Source organism: Streptomyces sp. JLBT605 (assembly GCF_058215555.1).
In genome coordinates, this window is record NZ_CM177087.1 from 6,030,953 (window position 1) to 6,046,260 (window position 15,308).

Below are 15,308 nucleotides of genomic sequence, written 5' to 3' on the forward strand. Positions count from 1 at the left end.
GGACCGGAACCCTCACCTCACTGGTAGTCGGTGATGGCGATACGGGCCTTGTAGGTCACCGCGCCGCGGCCGCAGCTGCGGCGGTCCGCCGGCGGGTGGAAGTGGATGTCGGGGCCGCCGAAGTGGCTGTCGCTGCCGTCCGGCACCCCCGCCCACACGTACTCGCCGGAGCGGTGGCGCACGATCGACTTCACATGGTGCCGGCCGCCGAGCGGCGCGGGCAGCGGCGCCGGCTGGAGCGTCCGCTTGTCCAGCGCGTACACGTGCCGGGTGTCGCTCAGCAGCAGCCGGTGCTTGTCGGTGTAGTCCGGCTGGAGGTCGTGGCCGTTGCCGCCGATCCGGATGGGGGCGCCCACCTGCTCCAGCCGGATGTTCCGGAAGCTGCCGAGGACCTTGTACCGCCGCACCTCGGTACGGCCGATGGCCCACAGCAGCTGGTGCTGCGGATCCCACAGCACCCCGTGCGCCTCCTGGAGCGGGTAGGAGCGGATGTAGCCGAGCGAATCGATGTGCCCGTCCCGCGGGCCGTAGAGGTGGAGGCTGCCGCCCGGCCGCGGCCGGCCCGGGCCGGGCCTGGCCGTCCCCGCCCCGGCCACGATCACCGCGCCGCTGCCCTGCACCCGTTCGATGCTGTGCGGGTAGTTGGTGATCGGGGCCGACCACAGCAGCCTCTTGTCCCGCTTGCGGAAGATGCCGGCCCGGCCCCGGGAGGGGCTGTCGCCCGCGGCGACCAGGACGACGTCGCCGTCGTTGGCGGTGCGCCGGTAGCGCGCTTCCAGGACGTCGCCCCAGCCGGGCCTGAGCTCCCACTTCACGTGCGGGCCGGTGAAGGACGGCGCCGTCCGCTCGAACTCCATGATCCGGTCGTTGCCACCGTCCACCCGGGTGACCAGGACGCGGTACGAGGGCGGGGCGGCCTGCGCCGTGCCGCTCAGCAGCCCGGCCCCCGCCGGCACCGCCACCGCCCCGGCGATTCCCGCGCGCAGCAGATTCCGCCTGTCCATGGGTGTCCCCCTCCTGTGCCGGGGCCCGTGTGGCCCCCGCGGTGGAAGAGGGGCCGTGGCGGCGGACGGGTTCCCTCAGCCACCGGCGGCGCCCACCGGCCATGTCCGTCGCCGGGCCGGCCAGCGGGGCTCGCGCTAGCGGCGGTCCCAGATCTTCCGGTAGGCCGCGCGGTAGCCGGGCGGGTCCCAGGTCGTGGCTCCGCGGCTGTTGGCGGCCGTGGCGATGTGCGCCGGCGCGACGTATCCGCTGGCGGGCCGGTCGGCGAAGGCGCGGTTGAACTCGTCGACGATCTGCCAGCCCTGGAGGGAGAGCGGCTCGGGGACGGTCGCCGCCTGGAACTGCCTGCTGTTGACGCGCTGGAAGGCGGAGGGATCGCCGTCGCCCGCGCCGATGTTGAAGGGCGCGGCGCCGCCCTTCTTCCGCGCGGCGCGCAGCGCAGGGGCGGCGTCGGCGAAGTACACGTCGTTGATGGCGACGGAGTGGGTCCACCGGTCGCGGAAGCGGGCGAGCAGGGAGGAGACCTCCTGGGGAGTGCGGCTGCTGGTGTCCGAGATCGGGATGTTCTCCTCCGCCAGCACTCTCAGGGAGGGGCAGGCGGCGAGCTCCTCGGTGATCAGCTCGGACTTCCTCCTGGCGAAGGGGATCGAGGCGTCGGTGAAGACGACGACCCCGGCGCGGCCGTGGGAGTGGCTGATGATCCAGTCCGCGCTGATCCGCGCGACGTCCTCCACCCGGGTGGTGACGTTGGTGAAGAGTTCGGGGTCCTCGCTGGGGCCGGGGGAGTCGACCGCGTGCCAGCCGATCAGCGGGATGTGCTCCGCGTGGGCCCTGGCGACCTGCTGGGACGTCAGATGGGGGTCGAAGCCGCCGATCACGATGCCCGCGGGCCGCAGGGTGATGGCCTGGCTGAACGCCGCCTGGATGCCGGCCGGGGTGCCCTGGCCGTCGATCACCCGGACCCGCCAGCCGATGGCCTTCGCCGCTTCCCGCACCCCCTCGGCGGCCCCCGCGACACCGGGGTTGGTCATGGTCTGCGCGACGTAGACGATCCGGCGGGAAGCAGCCGCCCTGGGGCCGCCGCGGGGCCCGTGCCACGCCGGGGTGTTCCGCTCGGCCCGCTCGACGGCCGCCTGGGCACGGGCCAGCACGGCGGGGCAGCCGGGCGTCGCCGGCGCGGTGGGCGGGGGCCCGCCGCCGGTGGAGGAGCCGCGCTCGCAGCCGGCGACGACCGCGGCCGCCACCGCCAGGACGACCGCGCCGGTGAGCGGGGTGTTGCGCTTGGCGTGCACGGGCCCTCCTGGCGGCGGTTGCTCGAAGCGGGCGGTCAGACGACCCGTCAGGGAGTGACCCGGGGCAGGTCGTGGAGGGTCCGCGGAGGCTCCGCAGGCCCTCGGCGCAGCTGCCGGCGGGCGGCATAGCCGGCCAGCCCGACCGCGATGAGCAGCGTCGCCCCGTTGAACAGCGGGGTGACCCAGAACTCGGCGCCGAGCTGACCGATTCCGGCCAGGCCGATGGCGAGGACGGTGACGGCGATCAGGGTGCCCAGGGCGTTGGCGCGGCCCGGTCGGATCGCGGTGGACCCCAGCAGCGCCCCGACGAAGGCCGGCAGCAGGTAGTCCTGGCCGACGCTGGGGTTGCCGATGCGCTGCTGCGCGGCGAGCAGGGTCCCGGCGATCCCGGCGACCAGGCCGGAACCGGCGAACGCGTGGATGACGTAGCGCCGGGTGGGGATGCCGACCAGGTCGGCGGCGCGCGGGTTGGAGCCGATGACGTACAGGTAGCGGCCCAGCGGCAGGCGTTCCAGGAGCAGCCACAGGGCGAGGGTGAGGGCGAGGACGTAGAAGGCGGGAACCGGCAGATTCAGGAACCGGGAGTCGTAGAGGTCGGTGAAGGCGGCCGGCAGGCCCTCGGGGCCGGGGACGATCCGCGCCCCTTCGGTGATCCAGCCGGTCAGTGCGTACAGGATGCTGCCGGTGCCCAGGGTGGCGATGAAGGAGTCGATCCTCGCGAATTCCACGACGACGCCGTTGAAGACACCGACGACCGCTCCGCCGAGGACCACCGCCAGGCAGGCCAGTGGCCAGGACCAGCCCTCCTCGACGATCAGATGCACCGTCATGACGTGCCCGAGGCCGAGCCCGAAGCCGATGGACAGGTCGAAGTTGCCGGTGACGATGGGGATGGTGGCGCCGAGCGCGAGGATGGCGGGGATCGACTGGTTGGACAGGATCGCGGAGATGTTGTCCAGGGTGGGAAAGGTCTCCGGCAGGGCGAGGGAGAAGGCCAGGAACAGCAGGGCGGTCAGCACCGGCAGACCGTAGGCGCCGATCAGATGTCCCAGCCGGCGCGCCGACGGGCGAGAGGGGGAGCCGGTCACGGTCCGGTCGTCCCGGTGAGCGCGGACATGTCGGAGCAGGCGCGGGTGAGTCCGGTGACGTTGAGGGCTTCGCCGCTGAGCTCCACGGTCACCGCGCCGCGGACGAAGACCAGGGCCCGGTGGCACACGGTGGCGACCTCCTCGAAGTCGGTGGAGACCAGCAGCACGGCGAGCCCTTCGGCCAGCGCCTCCTGGAGCAGGCGGTGGATCGCCGCCTTGGCGCCGACGTCCACCCCGGCGGTCGGCTCCTCCAGGATCAGCAGCCTGCGGCTCACCCTGAGCCACCGGCCGATCATGACCTTCTGCTGATTGCCGCCGGACAGCGTGGAGATCGGCACCTCGCTGTCCTCCGGGTGGACCGCGAAGCGCCTGATCAGGGCGGTGGCCTCGGCGCGCTCGCGCCGGGGGCTGATCCAGTGTGCCCGCGGCGCCCGGCCTGCCCGGGGGTTGGCCAGGAAGTTCTCCCGCACGGTCAGTTCGGCGGCGCAGCCCTCCTCCTGACGGTCGCTCGTCACGAAGCCCACACCGGAGGCGACCGCGGCGGTGACCGTGCGCGGGCGGTACGGCCGGCCGTGCAGCAGCGCCCGCCCCGCCACGATCGGCCGGGCGCCGGCGAGGGCGCGGCCCAGCTCCATGTGCCCGGCGCCGGTCAGGCCCACCATGCCGAGGATCTCCCCGGCGCGCAGCTCCAGGCTCACTGGCGCGGTGGCCGGCGTCCGCAGGCCGTCGAGGCTCAGCACCGGCGGGCCCGCGGCGGGCACGAGGCGGTAGCCGCCCGGCTGCCGGCCCACGATGTCGTGCACCAGCCGGGCGGGGCTGTGGCCGGCGAGCGGGCCCTGGCTGATGAGCCGGCCGTCGCGCAGCACGGCGAAGACATCGGCGACCTTGTACACCTCGTCGAGCCGGTGGGTGACGAAGACGATGCCGTGGCCCTGGTCGCGCAGGGTGTGCAGGACTTCGAAGAGCCGGGCGCAGTCCGCCGCCGGGAGGCTGGCGGTCGGCTCGTCGAGGACGATGAGCCGGGCCCGGGTGGCCAGTGCGCGGGCGATGGCCACCAGGGAGCGCTCGGCGCGAGGCAGGTCGGCGAGGGTGGCGCGCGGATCGAGGTGCGCGGCGACGATGCTCAGCGCCTCGGCGCACCGCCCGCGGGTCATCTTCCAGGACAGCAGCCCCGCGCGGCGCGGATAGCCGGTGCCCAGGGCGATGTTCTCGGCGACCGTCATCCACTCCACCAGCCCCAGGTCCTGGTGGATGAAGGACATGGCGCGCGCCGCCGCCTCGCTGCCCAGCGGGTGCCCGGCGACGGTGACCTCGCCCTGGTCCGGGTGGTGGATGCCCGCGAGCACCTTGATGAGGGTGGACTTCCCGGCTCCGTTGGGGCCCAGCAGGGCGAGGACGGACCCGGAGCGGACGTCCAGGTCGACGGCGTCCAGCGCGAGCGTGCCGCCGAACCGCTTGCTGAGACCGCGTACCCGGACGAGCGGCTCCGCGCCGTGGCGTGCGGGAGGGATGGGGTCAGGAGCGTCGCGCACAGACTTCTTTCGAGGGGTCGGCCTCGGCACCGGTTGCCTTTCCGTCATGCTACGTCCCGTTTCGTCCCCTGTGTCGGATCGGCTGCCGGATGGGGTGTCAGACCGGGTGTCCGGTGGGTGTCCGGTTCCGGGTGTCAGATGGCCGGGATGTCGTCGAAGGAGGTTCCGGCCACGCCGGCCATCGCGCCCGGCATTCCCAGCGCGCACTCGGCCCAGATGACCTTGCCCGCCGCGGTGTAGCGGGTGCCCCAGGCCCGGGCGAGCTGCGCGACGAGGAACAGGCCGCGGCCGCCCTCGTCGGTGGAGGCCGCGCGGCGCAGGTGCGGGGCGGTGCTGCTGGTGTCGGACACCTCGCAGGTCAGCGCGGCGTCGTAGAGCAGGCGCACCTGGATGGGGCCGGTGCCGTAGCGGATGGCGTTGGTGACCAGCTCGCTGAGCACCAGTTCGGCGGCGAAGGCGACCTCCTCCAGCCCCCATTCGGCCAGTCGGCGGGTGACGGCGGAGCGGACGCCGCAGACCCGCGACGGGTCGGCGGGCAGCTCCCAGGTGGCGATCCGCTGCCGGTCCAGGGCGTGGATGCGGGTGACGAGCAGGGCGATGTCGTCGGTGGGGTGGTCGGGCACCACGGCCTGGACGACCGCCTCGCAGGTGTCCTCGGGTGGGCGGCTGGGGTGCGCCAGCGCCCGGCGCAGCCGGTCCAGGGCGGTGTCGAGGTCGCGGTGGCGGCCCCGGACGAGCCCGTCGGTGTAGAGGACCAGCTGGCTGCCTTCGGCGAGCGTGAACTCGGCGGTCTCGAACGGAAGGCCGCCCAGGCCCAGCGGCGGGCCGGCGGGCAGCTCCGGGAAGCCGACGGAGCCGTCGGGATCGACCACCGCGGGCGGCGGGTGACCCGCCCGGGCCATGACGCAACTGAGCGAGGTGGGGTCGTAGATGGCGTACAGGCAGGTGGCGCCGATGATGCCGGTGCCGCCGCCGGCGGCCTCCCCGCCGCCTTCGTCCCGGTCCAGGCGCCCCACGAGATTGTCGAGATGGGTGAGGACCTCGTCCGGGTGGAGGTCGAGCTCGGCGAAGTTGCGCGCGGCGGTGCGCAGCCGGCCCATGGTGGCCGCGGCGTGCATCCCGTGGCCGACGACATCCCCGACGACCAGGGCGACGCGGGTGCCGGAGAGCGGGATGACGTCGAACCAGTCTCCGCCGACGCCGGATTCGGCGGGCAGGTAGCGGTAGGCCACCTCGACGGCGTTCTGCTCGGGGAAGCCCTGCGGCAGCAGGCTGCGCTGGAGGGCCAGCACCATGGCGTGCTCGCGGGTGTAGCGGCGCGCGTTGTCGATGCAGATGGCGGCGCGAGTGGCGAGTTCCTGGGCCAGGGACCGGTCGTCGTCCCCGAACGGGGCGGGGTCCCGCGCGCGGTAGAAGCTCGCCACGCCCAGGGCGATGCCGCGGGCGAGCAGCGGGACGGCGATGAGGGAGTGGACGTTGTGGTCGAGGAGGCGCCGGGCGTTGCCGGGGTCCTGGGCGATCCAGCCCGCGGCGGTCCTCAGGTCCGGTTCGAGGACCGGCCGCCCGCCGGCCAGGCAGCGCAGCTGGGGTGTGACGGGGCGCAGGTCGACCCGCTCACCGGCCGGGTAGAAGGGGCAGTCGTCCCGGATGCCGTGGAGCACCACGCGGTGCAGGTCGGTGCGCGGGTCGGTCGGCTCCTCGCCGCGCAGCACCGCCTCGGGGAGGTCGACGGTGACGTAGTCGGCCAGGCGCGGGACGGCCATCTCGGCGAGCTCCCGGGCGGTGCGGCTCACGTCCAGGGTGGTGCCGATGCGGGTGCTCGCCTCGGACAGCAGCTCCAGGCGGCGCCGGGCCGCCACAGCGTACTTCCCCACCCCCGGCTCGCCCACCAGCACCAGCCCGCTGGTGCCGCCGGCGCTCTCGGGCGCGCCTGCCGCGGCGCTGCCGGCCATCCGGCCGGTGCTCGTGGCCCTGCTTCCGGTGGCGCCGGGTGGGCCGGCCGCGTCGGCCGCCGGGCCGGGACCGGCGCCGGTGCGGTGGCCGGCCGGCGGGACGGTGAGCGCGAGGCCCTGCCCGGCCGGGAGGCCGGGTGCCGCGTCGTCCCCGGTGGGGACGGCGAGTGGCTGACGGTGCGTGGGCAGGATCGCCTCGATGACGACCCCCTCCACCCCGGACGGGCTGGTCACCGGGCGGCTCAGCAGGGTGACCCGGCGGCCGCCGGGCAGCACCACCTCGACGGCGGCCCGCTGGGCCGCGGCGATCAGCTCGGCGGCCCGCTCCTTGAGGATCATCTGGTCGCGCCAGTCCAGCCCGCTCGCGGCGAGCCCGCCCGGCGGCCCGCTGTCCACCGCGTCCTCGCTCGGCGAGCGGCGCCTGGCATCGAGGTAGGCCTGGAGCAACGAGCGCTCCCGCGCCGAACTCAGCTCCAGCAGCCGCCGTTCGATGGCGCGCGCCGCCTTGCGGATCACGGTGTTCAGCGCCCGGTCCGCCTCGCTGAGCGGATAGCCGAAGCAGAGGATGCCCTCGATGCGTCCGCTGAGCAGGTCCCGGACGGGAATGGCCGCGCACGCGTTCGACTGGGAGCGCTCGGCGAAGTGTTCGGCGCCGTGGACGTTGACCAGCTGCCGCTCCGCGAGGGCCAGCCCGATGCCGTTGGTCCCGGCGAACCGCTCGGCGAACACGAAGCCGGGAACGCTCTGGATCGCGGCCAGGCGCCTGACCAGAGACGCCGTACCGAAGCGGCGCTCCAGCACCGCGCCGTGTCCGTCGGCCAGGGAGACGTTCATGTTCCGGCCCGCGAACCTGGCCTCCAGCCGGTCCAGTACGGGCCCGGCGGCACGGATCAGCCGGCCGTCCGGATCGAGATCCTCAAGGAAGGGAAGCTCGCATCCCTCCGGGGTGAGCCCCAGCGACAGCGAACGCTGCCAGGAACTCAGGATCGGGCTGCGCACGGCGTCCTCGACCGACCCACCGCGAAGGAACCGCTCACGGGCGCGGACGGGGCCGATGTCACCTGCCGTGAGCCCCATTCCCATCACTTCCATGCCGCAGAAGCTGGACCGGATGATCCAATTGTAGGGCTTTGTCCATGTGGGCAGCGCCGCGGTGTCACAGCACCGCGACCGGATTGACCGGAGAGCCCGTGCCGCCGGGGATGTTCAGCGGAGCCACCAGGAGGAGGAACTCATTTCGCCCCGCTTCCGAGGTCGCGTCGGAGAGCGCTTCGAGGTCGAGATTGTCCAGCAGCGGCACCCCCATCGCGGCGATGGCGAGCGCGTGCACCGGGGAGTGCACCCCGTCCACCGGCGAGGGCCGCACGTCGCTGTCGCCGTCGCCGCCGAGCAGGGCGATGCCCCGCTCGGCCAGCAGCGGCATGGCGTCCACATGGAGTCCCGCACTGGCCGTCCCGGGGTCCCAGGCGCCCAGCTCCCGCCGCCGGCGGAGGCTGCCGGACCGCAGCAGCACCGCGTCGCCCTCGCCGATCCGCACCCCCAGCGCCCGCTCCGCCGCCGCCACGTCCCCGGCGCGCACGGCCCGCCCCGGCTCCAGCCAGGCGCACCCCAGCACGGCGGGCAGGTCGAGCAGGACACCCCTGGTCACCAGGGCGCCCAGTGCCGGTACGGCACCGAAGCGGGCGCCTGCGGCGTCCACCAGCCGGCGCGCCGGGCCGCCGCCGTAGAGGCGCCCCCGGTAGGCGATGTGGGAGAGCGCGTCCAGGTGGCTGACGGCCTTGCCGTGGTAGTCGACGGCGATGAAGTCCTTGTGGGTCGAGGGCTCGGGATCCTCCACATCGCCGAGGTCGGACATGTAGTGCAGGGCGGGCCTGCTGTTGTCCGGGCCGGGCGCGGTGTCCCAGGGGCGGCCCAGCGGGATCACCGTCCCGGAGCGGGCCAGGGAGGCGGCGTGCCGCACCCGGTCGGCGGTCACCCGGTTCCAGGCGCCCCGGTCGGCGCGGGTCCAGCGGCCCCAGGTGCGGACCCGCTCGAACAGGGCGTCGAACTCGGCACGTGAGACGGCGGGCCCGTTGCCGGGGCCGGGCTCCGGCGGAGTCGGGGGGTCGGCGGTGCCATCGGCGGGGTCGCTGGTCATCATCACCCTTGGATAACCGTCGGAAAGCGCCATCGAAAAGGTCGAACAAATCGGTCTAAAGTGGTGGCGATGCCGGGAAGAGCGACGGATGAGAGCGTGGCGCCCAGCCGGAGCGAGAGCAGTGGGCACCACCCGCTCGGTGCTGCGAGCCCGCAAGGGACCGCGGAGCGCGACGACGCGCTGGCCGACGCCGTCGTCCGGGCCGTCGAGGCGACCGGGGCCCACGCGGGAAGCGTATTCCTGGTCTCCCGGGACCGCGACTCGCTGGTGCTCGCCGCCACGGCCGGCACACCCCCCTCACTGATCGGCGGCTGGCAGCGGATCCCGGTGAACAGCCCCATCCCCGTGGCGGAGGCCTTCCGCTCCGGGCGCACGGTCCACCTGGCCGACGCGGACGAGACCATGCGGCGGTTCCCCCAGCTCGCGATGGCCCTGCCCTATGCCTTCGGCTCCGCCTCGGTACCGGTGCGCGCGGGAGACCGGACCTTCGGAGCCATGGCCGTGGTGTGGGCGCCCGGCCCCGCCAGGGCGGGGCTGTCGAAGGCGGAGCGGCGCCATCTGCGCGCCCTGGCGGGGCGGCTCGGCGCCCAGCTCGCCGCCCTCCGGGCGCGCGGGGCGCTCGGCGAGTGCGACCAGACCACCGCTCCGGTGCAGGTCCCGGTGGCCTCCGGGCAGGCGGTACGGGTCGGCCTGTTCGACTGGAACCTCGACACCGGCTCCCTCACCGCCGACGACGAACTCTGCGCGATCTTCGGAATCGCGCCCCAGGACTTCGACGGCCGGGCGACCACGCTTGCGGCGAAGATCGACCCCGCCGACCTCCCGGGCTTCCGGGCCACCGCCCGTGCCGCGGTCGCCAAGGGCCGGGTGCTCGCCCAGACCCTGCGGATACGGCAGGACGGCGGCGGCCACCGCACCGTCGAGCTGTGGGGTCGCGTCCCGGAGACTCCCGACGTCCCCCAGGCCCGCTCCCATCTGGTCGGCGTCGCCCTCGACTCAGGCGCCGGCCTCGCCGCCGTCGCCGCGATCGAACGGCTCGCGGACGGCTTCTTCGCCCTCACCGCGGACGGCCGTCTCACCTACGCCAACCACAGCCTGGAGGGACTGTTCGGGGTCTGCCAGGAGGAACTGCTGGGGCGGCGCCTGTGGGAGGCGCTGCCATGGCTGGCGGACCCCGCCTACGAAGACCGGTTCCGGGCCGCCATGGTCTCTCAAGCGCCGGTCTCCTTCCTGGTCCGCCGGTCGCCCGAGCAGTGGCTCGCCCTCTCCCTCCACCCGGGCGCCCAGGGCATGACCGGATGGGCGGCCCCGGTCGGGCAGCCGGCCCCGGACGCGGCCCCGCCGGAACCCCTCCTCGTGCAGGAGGCGCCCGCCGCCTCGTCCTCGGTGCCCCTCGCCCCCGCCCGCCTCGGCGCCATCTACCGCGTCCTCCAGCTGAGCAGCGCCCTGACCCAGGCGGTCACCGCCCGTGAGGTGTGCGATGTCGTCGCCGACCAGCTGCTGCCCGCGTTCGGCGGCCGGCGGCTGGCCGTCTACGTGGTGCACGAGAAACGCCTGCACCTGCTCGCGCAGCGCGGCTACCCGGCCGGCTCACTCGACCGGTTCGAAGGCTCACAGCTCCACGCCCCGCTGCCCGTCACCGACGCACTGACCTCCGGAGCCCCCCTGTTCATCGAGGACCGCGAGGACTTCCGGGCGGCCTACCCGGACATCGGCACCCTCGAATCCAGCTCCTGGGCCTTCCTCCCGCTCATCGCCTCCAGCCGCCCGGTGGGCGCCTGCATCCTCGGCTTCGACGAGGCCCGGCGGTTCCTCGTCGAGGAGCGCGGCGTGCTCACCGCGCTCGGCGGGCTGATCGCCCAGGCCCTGGAACGCGCCCGGCTCTACGACGCCGAGTTCACCCTCGCCCGCGGCCTCCAGGACGCGCTGCTCCCGCACCGGCTGCCCACCCTGCCGGACGTCCGCGTCACCGGGCGGTACCTCCCCGGCACCCGCGGCATGGACATCGGCGGCGACTGGTACGACGTCATACCCACCCGCCACGGTGTCGTGCTGGTCGTCGGCGATGTCGAAGGCCACAATGTCGCCGCCGCGGCCACCATGGGGCAGCTGCGCAGCGCGGTACGCGCCTTCGCCACCGAGGGACACCGGCCCGGCGATGTGATCGCCAGCACCAACCGGCAGCTCCTCGACCTCGACCCCGGGCTCCTGGCCAGCTGCTGCTGCATCCGTCTCGACCCGCGTTCGGGCGACGCGCTGATGGTCCGCGCGGGCCACTGCCCACCGCTGCTGCGCCTGCCCGACGGGCGGGCCGAGGTCCTGGACCTGCCCGGCGGCCCGCTGCTCGGCGCTGCGGAGACGGCCGAGTACCCGGAGTGCGAGCTGCGCCTGCCGCCCGGCTCGGTCCTGGCCCTGTACACGGACGGGCTGATCGAGCGCCGCGAATCGGACATCGGCGTCGGCATGGACTGGCTGCGGGCCTCGTTGGCCCACGCGGGTGTGGAGTCCCTGGAGGAACTGGCCGACGCCCTGCTGCACGACGCCCTTCAGTCCCCGTCCCGGGTGGACGACATCGCGCTGCTCCTCACCCAGTACGCCCCAGCGTGATCGTCGAAAGCCCGTCAGGAGGTGCGATGCGCACCAGCGAGGAGATCTACCACCGTGTCCGCTGGGACCCGCGGTTCGACCCCGAGCGGTTCGTGCTGGGGATCAACCAGCGGGGGGCGGAACCCGAGCGGATGCCGCTGCCCGACTTCGTGCCCGGCGGCGAGATCCCCTGGCACCGGGTGCAGTTCGTCGAGGCGGACGGCGAGCTGCTGTGGGACCGCGCCACGGGAACGGACCGCATCGACGCGTCGGACGCCGGGCGGGTGCACGACCCCCGCCACCTGCGGGAACCGTTCTTCGCGGCCAGGACACCGTATGGCTGGGACCCGGCGGCCTCCGCCTGGCGGCCGGTGGACCGCACACCCCGCTCGGCCTCGGCGTCCGCTTCGTACCCGGTTCCGGCACAGGCACCGGCACCGGTGGCCGCGGCGCTGCGCGTACTGACCTGGAACACCCTCTGGGACCGGTACGACAGCGCGCGCATCTCCACCGCCCGGCGCCGTCCGCTGCTGCTGGAGGCCCTGCGGGACGCGGCCGCGGACGTCATCGCGCTCCAGGAGGTGGAGCGCGAGCTGCTCGCCCTGCTGCTGCGGGCGCCCTGGGTGCGCGCCGGCTACACGCTGGGCAGCGACCCGGCCGGCGACGACGTCGAGGAGTGCGGGTTGCTGCTGCTCAGCCGGCTTCCGGTTCGGGAGGCCGGGTGGCACCTCCTCGGGCGGCACAAGGCCGTCACCGCCATCGCCGTCGACCCCGCCCCCCGGCCTCCTGGCGCCGGGACCCAGGACCCCGGCTCCGGCTCGCTGGTGGTGGCCGCCACCCATCTGACCAGCGACCACTTCGGCGGCGGGGCGGAGCGGCGGGAGGCCGAACTGGTCCAACTGGCCGAGGGGTTGGCCGAGGTGCACGGTGACCTGATCCTGCTGGGCGATTTCAACGTCGGTGAGGACGGTGCGGCAGGGCCGGCCGCCGCGCTCGGGCTGCGGGACGCGTGGACCGACGTCCATGGTCGCGGCGACCGGACACCGACCTTCGATCCGCACGTCAATCCGCTGGCCGCCGTCTCCTCGCTGTCGGGCCGGGCCGCGAGGCTGGACCGGATCCTGCTGCGCACCGGCGAAGGGGAGACGCCCGGGTGGCGGGTGACCGCGGCGGCACTGCGCGGCGACGCGCCCGCCCCGGAAGGGCTGTATGTGTCGGACCACTACGGCGTGGCGGCCGACCTGAGCTTCGCGGCCACCGCACCCGCGGAGCCACCGGGTCGATGACGCTCTCCCGACCCACCGATGTCCTCGCCGTACCGCCGACGGCGCGCACCGCGGTGGCCTGGGTGCCCCCGTCCGAGTTGTGGCCGCCGATCCAGCACATCCGGCTGGAACACGATCGGCAGATCCGCCGCTGGCCGCCCCATGTCAACCTGCTCTTCGGGTTCGTGCCGGAGTCCGCGTTCGAGCGGGCGGCTCCGCTGCTCGCCGCGGCGGCGGCCGGAATCCCGCCCTTCACCGCCCGGCTGGAAGGAGTCCGCTTCTTCCGGCACCGGCAGGACGCCACCATCTGGCTCGACCCCGCCGCGGCCGACCCCGCCCCCTGGGCCCGGCTGTATGACGCCCTGACAGAGCGGTTCCCGCTCTGCGAAGGCCGGGCCAGGGGCTTCACCCCGCACCTCTCGCTGGGCCGCACCCGGGATCCGCGCGGCCTGGCCGCCCAGTGCGAGGCCCTGCTGGGTGCCATCTCGGTGCGGGTGGCCGAGGTGGTCCTGCTCTCCCGCCGGGGCGAGGAGCCCATGCGGCCGCGAGCCACCGTCGCGCTGGGTACGGGCGAGACGACCTGGCAGCGGTGAACAGGGATTCCCTATTTTTCCTACCGGTTTCCTAGGAAAATCATTGACGCAGGTCGGCCCGGGTGAGCAGGATGATGACGCAGAGGTCGGCGGCACCGGCGAGGGGAACCTGGCGTGACGGGTGGGGAACAGGCGGCGGACGAAGGCGCCGGCCGCGCACACTGGCTGCGTATCGCCCGCGAGGCGGCGGATGACCTGGCCACCGACGCGGTCGTGCGCGACCAGGCCGGAAAGGTGCCGTTCGACGAGGTCGCCCGGCTGCGTGAGGCCGGGCTGCTGACCCTGCTGATACCGGCCGAACACGGGGGCGGCGGCGCCGACTGGCCCACGGCGTACGCGGTCGTGCGGGAGATCGCCGAGGCCGACGGCGCGATCGGCCAGCTTCTGGGCTGCCACTACTTCCTGTCCTTCAGCGCCCGGTTCTTCGCCAGGCCCGCCCTCGCCGCCCAGGTCGAGCGGGAGGCCGCGGCAGGCCGGTGGTGCTGGGGTGGCGGTCTGGCCTCCCACGAGCCGCATCTGACGCTGACTCCGACCGCCGGCGGCTTCCTGCTGAACGGCCGCCAGAGCTACACCACCGGGACCCGGGTCGCCGACCGGCTCGTGGTCCGCGCCGCTCGGGCCGACACCGGCGAGCCACTGGCCGTCCTCGTCGATCCCGCCCACCCCGGAGTCGTGTGCGACCACGGCGACACCTTCGGCCAGCGGCTGGCGGCCGGCGGCGATGTGGAGTTCGACGGCGTGCTGGTCAGCGGCGATCAGGTGTTCGGCTCGCTCTCCCCGGACGAGGGGATCCTCTCGCCCTTCGCCGCGCTGGCCGCGCCCGCCGGTCGTCTGGTCTCGGTCCAGCTCTGTCTCGGCATCGCCGAGGGGATGCTCGCCGAAGCCCGCGAGTACCTCAGGGCGGCCAACTCGCCCTGGCAGTCGGTGTGGCCGCCGTCCCTGCCGGGCAGCTCGCCCCAGGATCCGTATGTGCTGAACACCTACGGAGAGCTCACCGTCGCCGCCCGTTCCGCCGCCGCCCTCGCCGACCAGGCGCTGGCGGCCCTGGACGGCGGGCTGGCCCGAGGCGAGGACCTCACCGACGACGAGTGCGCCGAGATCGCCGTGCTCGCCGCCGCGGCCGAGGCCGCCGCCTCCCGGGCCGCGCAGGAGATCACCACGCGGGGCATGGAGGTCACCGGCGCCCGCTCCGCCTCCGCGCGGTACGGGTTCGACCGCTTCTGGCGCAACGCCCGCACGCACACCCTCTACGATCCCGTCGCCCGCCGGCTCCGCGACGTCGGCGACTACTTCCTCAACGGCTCGCATCCGCCCTTCACCCTCCCCGCCTGATCGCGCCCCCTGAGGCAGGCAGGTGGCGGATAATCGCCCCATGCGTATCTCGGCGAGGGCGGACTATGCGGTGCGCGCGGCATTGGAACTGGCCGCGGCGGGGGAGGACACTCCGGTCAAGGCCGAGGTCATCGCCACGGCGCAGGGCATCCCGCACAAGTTCCTGGAAGGGATCCTGAACGACATGCGCCGGGGCGGCCTGGTGTCCAGCCAACGGGGCGGCAAGGGCGGCTACCGGCTCGCCGCCCCGGCGGACTCGATCGCCATCGCCGATGTGATCCGCGTGGTGGACGGACCGCTGGTGTCGGTCCGCGGGGTGCGCCCGCCCGAGCTGTCCTACACCGGCCCCGCCGAGTCGCTGCTGCCGCTGTGGATCGCGGTACGCGCCAACGTCCGCATGATCCTCGGCGAGGTCACGCTGGCCGAGGTCGCCGCGGCCAAGCTGCCCGGCCATGTGCTCAGCCTCGCCGAAGACCCCGAGGCGTGGACCAACCCGTAGGCCGACCCGTAGCCCGGAGCCGTGGACGGG

The 15,308-nt window shown here is 74.2% G+C and carries 11 protein-coding genes; 5 read left to right on the top strand and 6 right to left on the bottom strand.

Translation table 11 applies throughout. The annotated features are described in order from the left end of the window. Nucleotides 1-17: 17 nt before the first annotated feature. The 6 genes from AC4BDD_RS26440 to AC4BDD_RS26465 all read right to left on the bottom strand — a co-directional run bounded on the left by AC4BDD_RS26440 (nt 18) and on the right by AC4BDD_RS26465 (nt 9,003). Nucleotides 18-1,004, bottom strand: a complete 987-nt coding sequence (locus AC4BDD_RS26440) for a hypothetical protein (protein WP_490687957.1) — start codon at nt 1,002-1,004, stop codon at nt 18-20. Between the two features lie 135 nt (nt 1,005-1,139). Next, the gene (locus tag AC4BDD_RS26445; RefSeq protein WP_490687958.1) at nt 1,140-2,294 is read right to left on the bottom strand and encodes a substrate-binding domain-containing protein; all 1,155 of its coding nucleotides are present in this window, start codon (nt 2,292-2,294) and stop codon (nt 1,140-1,142) included. Between the two features lie 47 nt (nt 2,295-2,341). Then, nucleotides 2,342-3,382 carry an ABC transporter permease gene (locus AC4BDD_RS26450; protein WP_490687959.1) on the bottom strand — a complete coding sequence of 347 codons (1,041 nt, stop codon included), beginning with the start codon at nt 3,380-3,382 and terminating at the stop codon, nt 2,342-2,344. Next, entirely contained in the window at nt 3,379-4,914 is a 1,536-nt protein-coding gene (locus AC4BDD_RS26455; protein WP_490687960.1) for a sugar ABC transporter ATP-binding protein, read from the bottom strand. Before AC4BDD_RS26455 ends, AC4BDD_RS26450 begins: the two co-directional genes overlap by 4 nt. 134 nt (nt 4,915-5,048) lie before the next feature. Further along, a complete protein-coding gene (locus AC4BDD_RS26460; protein ID WP_490687961.1) occupies nt 5,049-7,958 on the bottom strand; it encodes a SpoIIE family protein phosphatase in 2,910 nt (969 codons plus the stop codon). 64 nt (nt 7,959-8,022) lie between these two features. Next, complete coding sequence (locus tag AC4BDD_RS26465; protein ID WP_490691945.1) at nt 8,023-9,003, bottom strand: cyclase family protein; 981 nt, start codon at nt 9,001-9,003, stop codon at nt 8,023-8,025. Between the two features lie 69 nt (nt 9,004-9,072). Here AC4BDD_RS26465 and AC4BDD_RS26470 point away from each other — a divergent pair, with 69 nt between their 5' ends. The 5 genes from AC4BDD_RS26470 (at nt 9,073) to AC4BDD_RS26490 (ending at nt 15,278) form a co-directional block, all read left to right on the top strand. Continuing rightward, entirely contained in the window at nt 9,073-11,610 is a 2,538-nt protein-coding gene (locus AC4BDD_RS26470; RefSeq protein ID WP_490687962.1) for a SpoIIE family protein phosphatase, read from the top strand. 26 nt (nt 11,611-11,636) lie between these two features. Then, nucleotides 11,637-12,875, top strand: a complete 1,239-nt coding sequence (locus tag AC4BDD_RS26475) for an RNA repair domain-containing protein (RefSeq protein WP_490687963.1) — start codon at nt 11,637-11,639, stop codon at nt 12,873-12,875. Then, on the top strand, nt 12,872-13,447 hold the full coding sequence (locus AC4BDD_RS26480; RefSeq protein WP_490687964.1) for a 2'-5' RNA ligase family protein: 576 nt from the start codon (nt 12,872-12,874) through the stop codon (nt 13,445-13,447). Before AC4BDD_RS26475 ends, AC4BDD_RS26480 begins: the two co-directional genes overlap by 4 nt. Nucleotides 13,448-13,561: 114 nt before the next feature. Beyond that, nucleotides 13,562-14,779, top strand: coding sequence for an acyl-CoA dehydrogenase family protein (locus AC4BDD_RS26485; RefSeq protein WP_490687965.1), 1,218 nt, complete (start codon nt 13,562-13,564; stop codon nt 14,777-14,779). Nucleotides 14,780-14,819: 40 nt separating this feature from the next. After that, entirely contained in the window at nt 14,820-15,278 is a 459-nt protein-coding gene (locus tag AC4BDD_RS26490) for an RrF2 family transcriptional regulator (RefSeq protein WP_490687966.1), read from the top strand. The last annotated feature ends 30 nt before the right edge of the window (nt 15,279-15,308 follow it).

Bases quoted from the DNA above. Each gene is read 5' to 3' on its own strand.
- AC4BDD_RS26490 (WP_490687966.1), top strand. From the start codon at position 14,820: ATGCGTATCTCGGCGAGGGCGGACTATGCGGTGCGCGCGGCATTGGAA.
- AC4BDD_RS26480 (WP_490687964.1), top strand. From the start codon at position 12,872: ATGACGCTCTCCCGACCCACCGATGTCCTCGCCGTACCGCCGACGGCG.
- AC4BDD_RS26475 (WP_490687963.1), top strand. From the start codon at position 11,637: ATGCGCACCAGCGAGGAGATCTACCACCGTGTCCGCTGGGACCCGCGG.
- AC4BDD_RS26470 (WP_490687962.1), top strand. From the start codon at position 9,073: ATGCCGGGAAGAGCGACGGATGAGAGCGTGGCGCCCAGCCGGAGCGAG.
- AC4BDD_RS26465 (WP_490691945.1), bottom strand. From the start codon at position 9,003: ATGACCAGCGACCCCGCCGATGGCACCGCCGACCCCCCGACTCCGCCG.
- AC4BDD_RS26460 (WP_490687961.1), bottom strand. From the start codon at position 7,958: ATGGAAGTGATGGGAATGGGGCTCACGGCAGGTGACATCGGCCCCGTC.
- AC4BDD_RS26440 (WP_490687957.1), bottom strand. From the start codon at position 1,004: ATGGACAGGCGGAATCTGCTGCGCGCGGGAATCGCCGGGGCGGTGGCG.